Here is an 11,699-nt window from a genome sequence, read left to right as displayed (position 1 = left end):
CGTTCATGCGGTCAAATTGATTTGTTGCACGCTACCCGTGCCGCCTTGCTCGTTCAGATACACGCCGCTGCTGACCACCTCGCCCAGCGATTGATTGTCGGCGGTTTTCAACTGGAACGGAGTGGCGGTGTGTCCCAGATAGATCGCGCCAATATTTTTATCGCCTAAAGCCAGAAGCTGTTGCGAGCCGTCTGCATGACGTTGCCACAACCGCAGCTTGCTGTATATCGGATCGGCTTCGTCTATGAATTGGTTGTTGTCGACATCGTATGCGGCCAAGTCGGCGAAACCGTCGCCGCTACGGGTGCCGAACAATTCGCTGCCGTCGTTGATCTTGCCGTCGGCATTTTTATCCAGCGCCAACAACGCGCTGCCGGATTTCAACAAGGCGATTTGGTCCAAACTGCCGTCGGCATCCAAATCGAACTCGAAGCGGCTGTCGCTCAGTTCGGCCGCGTTCCCGTCGAAATTGACCACTAAGGGATCGATCTTAGCGGCATCGCCGAGACGTAAGGTTTCGCTATGTTCCTGGTAAAACTCGCGGCTCATATTCAGGGACAGGGAAAATTCTATGCGTTTGCCGTCTTTGGTATTGATGACGCCTTGCGCCGAAAACTGCGTCTGCTCAACCTCCCGGTAACTGGAGAATTTTTGATAGGTCAGGCCGAAACCGTCGCCGGCAGCGCTTGCGGCTTGCTCCGGCGCGGCCGGTGGCGCCTGATAACTGATTTGATCGGCGCTGCTTTGCAGATCCTTGGGGGAAAACAGTTTGAAGTCGTGCCCGGTCAAATGCTTGATCAACTGCTTGAGGATTTGTAACGTCAAACTGTGAGTGGCATCCAGCTCTTCGTCTGTCGACGCTTGGGCGGCCTGCTGCGGCAAGGCTTTGGCTTCGGAGCTGAGGCGAACGGCGTCTTCGCGCGCTTCAGGTTTGCGGTCTTGCCGGGCCGGCCACTCGAAGCGAATATCCAACGATTCGCGCTGAACGGATTGAGTGAATTGTTCGTGCCGGCTTTGCAGCCGAATCGCAGCATTGTCGATAATCATGACGCCACCTCGCCGTCGATCAACTGATGCTTGGTTATCGGCCTGACAGCGAAAAAGTTGAGCGCGCGGCAAACAAATCAGTTAACGCGGTTTGGCTATCGCCAATTTATTCATCCGGTACCGCAAGGTACTGGGGTGCAAACCCAAAGCCCGCGCCGCGCCGCGCTCGCCTTCTATCACCCAACCGCATTGCGCCAAGACCGTAATGATGTGCTGACGCTCGACCTGTTCTAGCTGAGTAGCGGCGGGGCCGGCCGAAGTTTCAGAGCTCGCGCAATGGTGGCTTGCCGCCTCCGCACCCGGCAACCAGGCCGGATCAATTTCCACGTTAGGCCCGTCGCTCAGAATCATGGCCCGTTCGATCACGTTCTCCAGTTCGCGGATGTTGCCGGGCCAAGCGTAAGCTTGCAGGAGCCGCAACGACTGTACGCCGATATGTTGCGAGGCTTTATCCAACCGGGCGGAGAATTTTGCGATCATGTGCGCCACCAACGCGGGTATATCCTCCTTGCGCTGGCGTAACGGCGGCATGCTGATCGGAAACACGTTCAGGCGGTAATACAAATCGTCGCGGAATGTTTTTTCGGCAACGGCTTGCAATAAATTGCGGTTGGTTGCGGCAATCACCCGCACGTCGATTTTCACCGGGATTTTTCCGCCGACCCGGTCGAATTCGCGTTCTTGCAACGCCCTCAGCAATTTGGCTTGAGTCTCCAGCGGAATTTCACCGATTTCGTCCAAAAAAAGAGTACCGCCGTCGGCCAGTTCGAAGCGACCGATATGTTTGGCGATAGCCCCGGTGAACGCGCCTTTTTCGTGGCCGAACAGCTCGCTTTCCACCAATGCCGCCGGCAAGGCCGCGCAATTCACTTTGATTAACGGCTTGCCGCTCCGTTTACTGGCGCTATGGATGGCCCTGGCGATCAATTCCTTGCCGGTACCCGATTCGCCTTGAATCAGCACCGAAGCGTCGGTCACGGCAACCCGGCGAATCTTTTCCACTACGTGTTGCAACGGCTCGCTGTTGCCGACGATTTCGTCGAACTGATGCGCCCACTGAATTTCTTGCTTCAGATACGAGTTCTCGGCCAGCAAGCGCTCTTGTTCCCGCTCCATCAACACTTTGTCGGTAATGTCGATAAACATGGTGCGGGTATAGCTGCCGCTGGGGTCCGGCTTGGACCACCACTGAATCCAGATCGGCTTGCCATTGTCTTTGCGGCGCAGCTCCAACACCACGCCGCCGGTATCTGTGCCGCGGCCGACCGAGGCGAATGCCTCTTTAACCCGGCGCTGCGCTTCCGGCGTATCCGGAACCAGGGACATGCCGACGGTACTGCTCACCTCTTCCGGCTTGACCCCCAATATCCTTAACGCCGCCCGATTGGCGCTGATGAAACGCGACTCCACGTCTTCGTGCACGTAGGCAATAGGCGCTTCGTCGAACAAATCCCGAAACCGTTGCTCGCTGAGTTTAAGTTGCTCGGCGGTGCGCAAGCGCGTCAACTCGGCAACCGCACGCGCGGCAAAAATTTTGAAGGTATATAGCAGACGCGGCTCCGCCGGCATATCAACAGCGTCGAACATGGCCAAATGTCCCATCACCACGCCTTCGCTACTGACCAGCGGCACCCCGAGGTAACTTTCCACCCCGGCTTCGTCCGGAAACAACTTCCAGACATCGGACGGATAATGGCACAACTTGCCGGCTATCACCTGTTCGCACGGCGTACCGGCGATAGCCCATTCGCTGGCCGGCAAAAATCCCCCGCTCTGCCAAAACGCCAGGGTGCGGATACGCTGTTTGCAGGGCAGCAACTCGGCGATGAACGCATTCGCCACACCGGTAGCGATACACAATTGACTGACTAGTGCGCGGAAAAACTCTTCGCCTGTCGACTGGGCGGTTCCCTCCAAAATGGCCTTCAGTACCTTGAGTTCGGCGCTGTCGATCAACGGCTGCCCTAGGGATTCCGACATGGATCACCCGCTGAATGGCCCGGCGAAATCCCGACAAAAAATAGCCCGCACAAGCGGGCCATGAGTTTATCCGGACTATTAGACGCAAAGACTAAGGACTCCGGCATAAACGTTTGCCGTTAATAGCTGATGACTTCCGAGCCTTTGCCGACCAACACCACATCGGCGTCGCGCATCGCAAACAAGCCGTTGGTGATCACGCCGGGGATATTGTTGATCGCTTGTTCCAAGCCGACCGGATCGACGATGCTCAAATTGTACACGTCCAAAATCTCGCAACCGTTGTCGGTAATGTAAGGCGCGCCGCTGTCTTTATTCATGCGCAATTCCGGTTGGCCGCCCAATTTGACCAATTGCCGGGCAACAAAGCTGCGCGACAACGGCAATACTTCCACCGGCAAAGGAAATTTGCCCATCACGTCGACGCATTTGCTTTCGTCGACGATACAAACAAATTTTCGACTGGCACCTGCAATGATTTTTTCCCGGGTTAAAGCGCCGCCGCCGCCTTTCAGCATTTTTTTGTGCGGCGTGACCTCGTCGGCACCGTCGACGTAAACTTCCAAATCGCCGGTTTGGTTAAGCTCCAGCACTTTAATTCCGATCGATTGCAGATGCTCGGTAGTTTTGATGGAGCTGGATACCGCCGCTTCGATTTCGTATTTGAAGTCGCAATCGGCTAATTGGTTGATCAAATGGGTCACGGTCGAACCGGTGCCCATGCCGATAATCGGTACGTTTTTTAAGTACTGTAATGCAGCCGCCGCTACTTGTTTTTTTAATTCGTCTTGAGTCATTGTTTTTCTTCCTGATTGTGATGATTATCTGGTACTGGCGACACGGCGTGGCAGCCGTGAATCTATGGGATAATAACCGATTGACGTCAAACTCTCAGCAGTTTTTGCCGATTTCATCCGCTGAGAATTTTCCTATTTACCGACCGATGCGACAAGGCGCCACCGCCTCGCCGAGGAGCTGCATGCATAGTTATATCGAGAAGATTTTACGCGCCCGCGTCTACGACGTGGCGGAGGAAACTCCGCTGGATTATGCGTCGACTTTGTCCGAGCGGTTAAACAACCAGGTGTTTCTGAAACGCGAAGATTTACAGCCGGTGTTTTCTTTTAAGCTGCGCGGCGCTTACAACAAAATCGCCTCTTTGTCACAGGATCAAGCCGCAAACGGCGTGATTGCCGCCTCGGCCGGCAATCACGCCCAAGGGGTTGCGCTGGCGGCGAAACGCTTGGGCATCAAAGCCTTGATCGTCATGCCTAAAACCACGCCGGAAATCAAAGTCAGATCGGTCAAAGCCCGCGGCGCTAAAATCGTATTGCACGGCGATTCTTACGACGACGCTTTTGCCCACGCCATGGAACTGGTTGCGGAAAAAAACATGACCTTTATACCGCCTTACGACGATCCCGAGGTCATAGCCGGGCAAGGCACGGTCGCCATGGAAATATTGCGCCAGCACCCCGGCGACATCCACGCCATTTTCGTACCGGTCGGCGGCGGCGGCTTGGTGGCCGGCGTTGCGGCTTACGTGAAATTCGTCCGGCCGGAAGTGAAAGTCATTGCAGTAGAACCGGACGATGCCGATTGCTTGAATCAGGCCCTGAAAGCCGGCAGCCGGGTCGAACTGACGCAGGTCGGCTTATTCGCCGACGGCGTGGCGGTAAAACAAATCGGCAAGGAACCGTTTCGGATTGCCCGCCAGTACGTCGACGAGGTGGTAACGGTCAGCACCGACGAAATTTGTGCCGCCATCAAAGACATATTCGACGACACCCGTTCGGTAGCGGAGCCGGCCGGCGCCTTGTCGGTGGCCGGTTTGAAGAAATATGCCGAACAACGCGGACTCAGCCATCGAACCCTGATCGCCATCGACAGCGGCGCCAATATGAATTTCGACCGGCTACGTTACGTCGCGGAAAGAACCCAAGTCGGCGAACACCGAGAAATTCTATTGGCGGTTGCGATTCCGGAAGAACCGGGCAGTTTTCTTAAATTCTGTAAACAGCTGGGCAAGCGCAGCATCACCGAGTTCAATTACCGGTATTTCGACCATCATATGGCGCAGGTGTTTGTCGGCATTTCCAGCAGCGGCGCGGAAGGCGACCGCCAGCAGCTCGTAGCCCACTTGCAAACCGAAGGTTTTTCGGTAACCGATATGACCGAAAACGACTTGGCTAAAGATCATATCCGCCACATGGTAGGCGGCCACGCGCCCAGCCATCTGCTGGAATGCGTGTATAGCTTGCAATTTCCCGAGAGGCCCGGCGCCTTGTTGAAGTTTTTGCAGTCTTTAGGCAGTCAGTGGAACATCAGCCTGTTTCATTATCGCAACCACGGCGCGGCGTTCGGCAAGGTATTGATAGGCTTGCAGATCGACGATCGCGAACGCGCCGCGTTCGAGCAATGTCTGCAAATCTTAGGATTGGCATACGAACAAGCAACCGCCAATCCGGCTTATCGCTTGTTCGCCGGCGGTGCGGTCAAGCCGTGAGGCTAACCCGCGCCGCTTGAAGTTGCAAACACGATGAAACCGTTATCAGGCGAGATTCTTGCGAAGAAATGCCTCGAACATCAATAGCGACCAAATCGGCGAGCTGTAGTCGCGCAAACCGGCTTGATGTTGCGAGACGATGTGTTGCAGAAAGGACGGATCAAACCAGCCGGTTTGCCGCAAGGTATCGCCCAGCAAGGCATCCTGCACCCGCTGTTTTAACGGGCCGCGAAACCAACCGGCCAACGGAACGGAAAAACCCATCTTAGGCCGATACAAAATATCATTGGGCAAATAACTTTCCAATGCTTTCTTGAATACATACTTGCCTTCGCGTCCGTTCAATTTCAATTCCGGCGGGATGGTCGCCATCCACTCCACCAATTGGTAGTCCAATATCGGTACCCGTACTTCCAAGGCATGGGCCATGCTGGCTCTATCGACTTTGGTCAAAATGTCGCCGGCCAGATAGGTTTTCAAATCCAGGTATTGCACCATGGACAAAGGATGCTCCGGCGCGCTTTGCCGGTAGCGACGAAACACTTCGATCGCTTGATAGCCTTGCAACTCGGACTTTAACCGGGCGCTGAACAATTTGGCCCGCATGTCGTTAGACATGACCGACACACTGTGGAAATACCCGGCCATGGAATCGCGGCCTATCGATTCCAGCGTGGATTTGGCGCGCAATACTTTAGGTGCCCAATCCAGTTTCGGATAAATCCGTCCCAAGCTTGAAAAGATCGGCACCCGAACGGCATCGGGCAACAAGGCGCGCATCCGGTCTTCGTAGGTATGCCAGCGGTGACGGCGATAACCGGCTAGATTTTCGTCCCCACCGTCGCCGGACAACACCACGGTAACCTGTTTCTTCGCCAGTTCGCAAACGCGGTAGGTCGGTAGCGCCGAGCTGTCGGCGTAAGGTTCGTCGTATAAATCTGATAACCGATCGATCAAACTGAAATCGTCCGGATCGACTTGCTCGACCCGATGCGCCGTGTGGTAGCGCGTAGCGACTTGTGCGGCAAATTCGGATTCGTTGAATTTGGGATCACCGAACGATATTGAGCAGGTATTGACCGGATCGGCCGACAACCCCGCCATCATCGCCACCACGGCACTGGAATCCACCCCCCCGGACAGGAAAGCCCCTAGCGGCACGTCCGCCACCATTCGAATCTTGACCGCTTCGCGCAAACGCTCAATCAATTCGCGGCCGGTTTCTTCAACACCTCGACTAGGGCCGGCTTCGAACCTAACATCCCAATATTGCCGAGGTTGCCACGCGGTTTGCCCGTGCCGTATCGTCAAGCAATAACCGGGCTCCAATTTCATCACCCCGCGGTAAATGGTTTTCGGATCCGGTATATAACCGAAGCCGAAATAGTCTTCGATTGCACTATGGTCGATTTCTCGGGGCAGCAACGGATGTTGGCCTAACGCTTTCAATTCCGAACCGAAAATAAACTGCCCGTTTGCCAGCAGGGAATAAAACAGAGGCTTAACGCCCAACCGGTCTCTGGCCAAAAACAACGTTTGTTTAGCTCGATCCCAAATCGCGAATGCGAACATGCCGCGCAACCGTTCAACGCAAGCCTCTCCCCAAGCCTGCCAGGCATACAAGATGACTTCGGTATCGCAATGGGTACGAAAAACAAAGCCGAGCGCTTCGAGCTCCGTTCGCAATTCCAGGAAGTTGTAAACCTCCCCGTTGTAGGTCAACACCACGTTGCCGTCCGGACTGTGCATGGGCTGCTGGCCACTGGACAAATCGATGATGGATAAACGCCGGTGACCGAACCCCAATCCCGGCTCGGTATGTAAACCGCCTTCGTCCGGGCCGCGGTGGAATTGCGACTCGTTCATGCGCGACAATAAGTCACGATCGATTTCGCAGTTGCCTTGAATGTCGAAAATTCCGACGATTCCGCACATAGTGTTTCCCTCAGACAGATTTTAGAAAGCGCGGTCGTAAACCGCTTGGTATTGGGCCAACATGTTTGCAATAGAAAAATGCTGACGGATGCGTTCCAACCCGGCTTGGGCGAATTGTTGGCGCTTAGCGCGATCCGATGCCAAGTCGATCAGCGCCCGAGCCATCTCGTCTACGTGCTCCGGCGGTACCAGGAATCCGGTTTCCGCGTGCACAACCAGTTCCGCGTTACCGCCGACCTCGGTCGCAATCACTGGCAAGCCGCTGGCCATGGCTTCCAAAATGGTATTGGAAATGCCTTCCGCCTTGGACGGCAACACAAATATATCCAGACTACGCAGTAAATCGGCTATGTCATTACGCTCCCCAGGCAACCAGGCGCTATCTGCCAGGCCGGCCTCGTTCAACAGTTGTCGGGCCGGCGCACGCAACGGCCCCTCGCCGATTAGCGCTATGCAGCACTGGTCTGCGAACGCCTGAGACTGTTGACATGCCTGAATGAAAGCCCGGACCAGGGTCAATTGGTCTTTTACACCGTGCATGCGTCCTACAGTGCCTATCACGACTTTATGTTGCGCAGAAAAAGGGCAATCCTTGACCGGGACTTTAGCGTGCTCAGCCGGGTAGAACTTGTCGGTATCGACGCCGTTACAAATCCGGGTTATTTTGTCGGCGGGAATACCCACTTTATGCAGCAAATAGTCTTGCAATTGGAGGGATAAAGGGATGAAGCGGTGCACCAGCACACTTAAAATCCGCCTTAGCCACTGGTATTTGCGGTTGCTGCCGTCAGGATCGAACACATCCCAACCGTGCTCTCCGTGAATCCGGTAGCGGACGCCGGCAGCAAGCGCACAGAGTTGATATTCCAAAGGCGCCAGGTTGCGGGTATGTACTATCTGCGGCTTTAAGCGCTTCAGAATTCTGTAAACGTTGACGAACGAAGCCCAATCTTGACCCGGCTGTTTGTGCATCTCAAATACGGCCACGTCGGGGCGCTCGATTCGGGCGCTAAAATCGGTACTGTCGGTTAAGCTGATGATGGCGTGCCGATAGCGATCCTTCGGTAAGCGGTTAATCAAATTCACCACACCGTTTTCCAGCCCGCCTACGCCCAGTTGGTAAATTATATGCACGATCAAGATCGGCTCAGCGCTCATGGCCTGTCCCCGTTGCGGCCAGAAATTCGCATAATCTCGAGCCGTTATAAGCCCAAGCATAATTTTCTTGTACAAAGCGGCGATTCAGCCATAACGGCGCCATTTCAGCGCGCAAGCTAGTGCCGACGGCTGCGGCAAAACGGTCGGCATCATCGGTAACAGACACTTCGATGTCTCCGTTGCCGGATATCCCTTCCATGGCCGCCGATGTGACGACCAACGGCTTGGCCATCGCCATGGCTTCCAGAACTTTGTTTTGTATACCTCGTGCAATCCGTAAAGGGGCTACGACTACTCGGGCATGGGCCAGATACGTTTTCACGTCGTCCACGCGTCCGGTGACAACGACGTCCGAATCCGTTTGCGACAGTTCGAGTACGCGTTTATCGGGTTTCGAGCCGACGATATAAAAACGCGCACCGGGGAATCCAGCCTTGACTTTCGGAAACACTTCCTGCGCAAACCATACTACCGCGTCTACGTTGGCCCAATAATCCATGGCACCGGTAAATACTATTGCCTGTTCCGTTTCGGCAAATGGATTGGGGTAGCAAGCGCTTGGATCGAATGCTTCGGTATCGACCCCATTACAAACATAGCCAATCTTGCTAGCCACGTCAGGTAACAATTGTTTGAACAATTCGGCTTCTTGTTCCGATACAAACAAGGTAGCGTCGGCTCGCTGTGCGATACCGGCCTCGAATTGCAATAACTTTACGGATTCGCGACCATAAATCCAACTCGCCGGCCAAGCCTTGCTGCTTGCATATTGGCGCCATTTATCGGAGTCGACGTCGACAAAATCGGCTATCAACTTTACATCAGGATGGCCTTCCAAGTATTGCGCCATTGGGGAAGAAAATATTAAAGCCTTCTTGATTGATTGAGCGGCAATCGTCTTATCCACCCAGACTTGCATGGCAGTATTACGATAATAAGGTAAACTCAAGGCCTCGCCGGATAGTAAACCGGATAAGCTTTTTAGCTTGCCGAGTTTAGGGTTTAAATCCGGACAAAAAATCTCCTCGCAATAATTTTGCAAGTCTCCAATGTATTTTTTATCTTCCGGATCGTCAACGAAAGTCCCCAAATACACTTTATAACGCTGGCATATTGCTCGCAGAAAATGATAAGAACGAATTTTATCGCCTTTGTTTGGCGGATATGGAATTCGGTGCACTAAATAGAGCAAACTTTCCATTGCGTCTATCCTAAATCTTTAGCCAACAGCGGCCCGATAATTTGACTTATCGGCAACGGCAATCTCTTCCAGGCAGCAATGAATAATTGATATTTCGGATTTAGCGGATTAATCTCAGGAATTGTCTGCGCCTTTACTAAATTAACTTCGTAATACAAAGGCTCGGGTTCGAAGCCCCAATGCTTTTTAAACCGATAAGAACCTGTACCAACTTTACTGCGGCCGTAGTCGAAAACTGTGCAACCGCGCTCCACCGCTCGCCGCATCACTTCCCAGTACATGAAATCGTTGGCTTTTATGTCTCGGGCCTGCTCGGTGCCGCCACCGTAATACGGTAACACTTCACCCTTGAAGTAAAAGTTCATCACGCTGGCCACTGCTTGACCTTCGTGTTCGATAGAAATAATGTCGCAGGCATCGCCAAATACTTCTTTCAAAATTTGAAAGTAACGTTTTGGAAAAACCGGCGTACCTAAATTCCTGACACTTTCCGAATAAGCGCGGTAAAAGCGCTCAATCGAGTCGTCGACAACGCTGACCAAACCGGCCTTAATTCCGGCTCTAACCATTGCCCGCTGCTTACGAGGTATCGCCGACATATTTTTTTCATGGTCGGAATCCAAGCTTTTACGAAATGTCACATACAATTCTTTATGCGGCCAATTCGAATGTTGCTGAACCCGATTACGCATTTCCAAATAGTCGACTCCGAGTTCTTTAGCTAATTCGCTAGCTTTATTGGCCAACGCTTGGAAACTTTCTTGATTTTGCGCCAAGATGCCTCCGTACACGCAAAATGCATTGGAAATTAAGGCATTTCCAAACAACAGGCTTTTAATATGCACCAAAGGTAATATTCCGGTAATTTCCCCTTCTACTTCGTTGTAGAGGTAGTAAGTTGGGTGCCCGAAAGCTTGCCGGATAACGGCCTGCCAAGCCGACAAATGAAAAAAAGTAGCGTTTTCCGAAGCATTGACGTAGTCATCCCACCGTTGACGCTCGGCAGGTTCGAGGAGCTTAATCATGAAGGCTTAAAAATTAAGATTTTAAAAAGACGTGTTGCATGGTGTCCCAGGAAAAATCGTTCAGCAAACTTCTTAACCGATTCTCCATTTTGTTTAAATTCAGATAATGGCGAAATCGAGTTTTAGCGGGTAAATTTGCTTGAACTGGCTGGTCCGGATCAATTTCCCACGGATGAAAATAAAATATTCCGGGCTGTTTTTCTACCGAATTAATATAACGATAAGCCCATTTAGATAATACGTAAGGGTATAAGCGAAAAAACCCCCCGCCACCGCAGGGCATATTTCGTCCGAAGCAGTGAATGGTCGTGATCGGTATCTCCAATAAATCGACAGTATTTTCCGGTTTAAAAGCCACGCGAGGCGCATCCGGCATGCCGTATAAATCGTGTTTTACCGGATAAATGCTCGAACTGTAGCGATAACCCGCTTCCTCCAGTATAGGCAAAGCCCACAAATTTTTGGCACCGATAGAGTAGCTGGCCGCTCTGTACCCGGACACCGGACAGCCGGCTATATCTTCCAGGAGCATCTTGGTTTTAGTCACATCCGATTTGAATTGCTCCGGCGTCTGCTCCGTTACTCGAACATGCTCAAATCCGTGAGAGGCGACTTCGTGCCCTTCGGCAACCATGCGTTTAATCAAATCAGGATACCGTTCCGCAACCCAACCCAAAGTAAAAAATGTCGCACGAATCTGATATTGACCGAACAAATCCAAAATCTTGGCAGTATTTTCGTAAACCCTAGGCTTAATGCCATCCCAATCTTGCCTGGAAATATGCCTCTCAAATGCAGAAACTTGGAAATAGTCTTCAACGTCGACCGTCATAGCATTGCGTAGGGG

9 protein-coding genes are annotated in these 11,699 nt (G+C 52.9%); 1 reads left to right on the top strand and 8 read right to left on the bottom strand.

Going from position 1 to position 11,699, the window contains the following annotated elements; genetic code table 11:
• Positions 1 to 3: 3 nt before the first annotated feature.
• The 3 genes from AB0A83_RS08320 to rpiA form a co-directional block, all read right to left on the bottom strand.
• A complete protein-coding gene (locus tag AB0A83_RS08320; RefSeq protein ID WP_367155992.1) occupies positions 4 to 1,047 on the bottom strand; it encodes a hypothetical protein in 1,044 nt (347 codons plus the stop codon).
• Between the two features lie 81 nt (positions 1,048 to 1,128).
• The gene (locus tag AB0A83_RS08315; protein WP_367155991.1) at positions 1,129 to 3,027 is read right to left on the bottom strand and encodes a sigma-54 interaction domain-containing protein; all 1,899 of its coding nucleotides are present in this window, start codon (positions 3,025 to 3,027) and stop codon (positions 1,129 to 1,131) included.
• Between the two features lie 119 nt (positions 3,028 to 3,146).
• Positions 3,147 to 3,824, bottom strand: a complete 678-nt coding sequence (gene rpiA, locus AB0A83_RS08310; protein WP_150047822.1) for a ribose-5-phosphate isomerase RpiA — start codon at positions 3,822 to 3,824, stop codon at positions 3,147 to 3,149.
• A gap of 146 nt (positions 3,825 to 3,970) precedes the next feature.
• Here rpiA and ilvA point away from each other — a divergent pair, with 146 nt between their 5' ends.
• On the top strand, positions 3,971 to 5,533 hold the full coding sequence (gene ilvA, locus AB0A83_RS08305) for a threonine ammonia-lyase, biosynthetic (protein WP_367156155.1): 1,563 nt from the start codon (positions 3,971 to 3,973) through the stop codon (positions 5,531 to 5,533).
• Positions 5,534 to 5,578: 45 nt separating this feature from the next.
• On the opposite strand, the gene AB0A83_RS08300 is transcribed toward ilvA, so the two are convergent.
• From AB0A83_RS08300 to AB0A83_RS08280, 5 genes are read right to left on the bottom strand one after another with little or no spacing between them, the layout of a single operon-like run.
• Positions 5,579 to 7,468, bottom strand: a complete 1,890-nt coding sequence (locus AB0A83_RS08300; protein ID WP_367155990.1) for an XrtA/PEP-CTERM system amidotransferase — start codon at positions 7,466 to 7,468, stop codon at positions 5,579 to 5,581.
• Between the two features lie 21 nt (positions 7,469 to 7,489).
• On the bottom strand, positions 7,490 to 8,626 hold the full coding sequence (locus AB0A83_RS08295) for a TIGR03088 family PEP-CTERM/XrtA system glycosyltransferase (protein ID WP_150047820.1): 1,137 nt from the start codon (positions 8,624 to 8,626) through the stop codon (positions 7,490 to 7,492).
• Positions 8,616 to 9,827: a TIGR03087 family PEP-CTERM/XrtA system glycosyltransferase gene (locus AB0A83_RS08290; protein WP_367155989.1), complete on the bottom strand. Its 1,212-nt coding sequence runs from the start codon at positions 9,825 to 9,827 to the stop codon at positions 8,616 to 8,618. The genes AB0A83_RS08295 and AB0A83_RS08290 overlap by 11 nt, the downstream gene beginning before the upstream one ends.
• Before the next feature lie 5 nt (positions 9,828 to 9,832).
• Positions 9,833 to 10,852 carry a FemAB family XrtA/PEP-CTERM system-associated protein gene (locus tag AB0A83_RS08285; RefSeq protein WP_367155988.1) on the bottom strand — a complete coding sequence of 340 codons (1,020 nt, stop codon included), beginning with the start codon at positions 10,850 to 10,852 and terminating at the stop codon, positions 9,833 to 9,835.
• A gap of 13 nt (positions 10,853 to 10,865) precedes the next feature.
• On the bottom strand, positions 10,866 to 11,684 hold the full coding sequence (locus AB0A83_RS08280; RefSeq protein WP_367155987.1) for an XrtA system polysaccharide deacetylase: 819 nt from the start codon (positions 11,682 to 11,684) through the stop codon (positions 10,866 to 10,868).
• Between the last annotated feature and the right edge of the window lie 15 nt (positions 11,685 to 11,699).

The sequence above is a fragment of the Methylomonas sp. HYX-M1 genome (assembly GCF_040741385.1).
Classification (GTDB): domain Bacteria; phylum Pseudomonadota; class Gammaproteobacteria; order Methylococcales; family Methylomonadaceae; genus Methylomonas; species Methylomonas rhizoryzae.
Note: the sequence above shows the minus strand (reverse complement) of the source record. Positions and strands in the feature narration are given on the sequence as shown.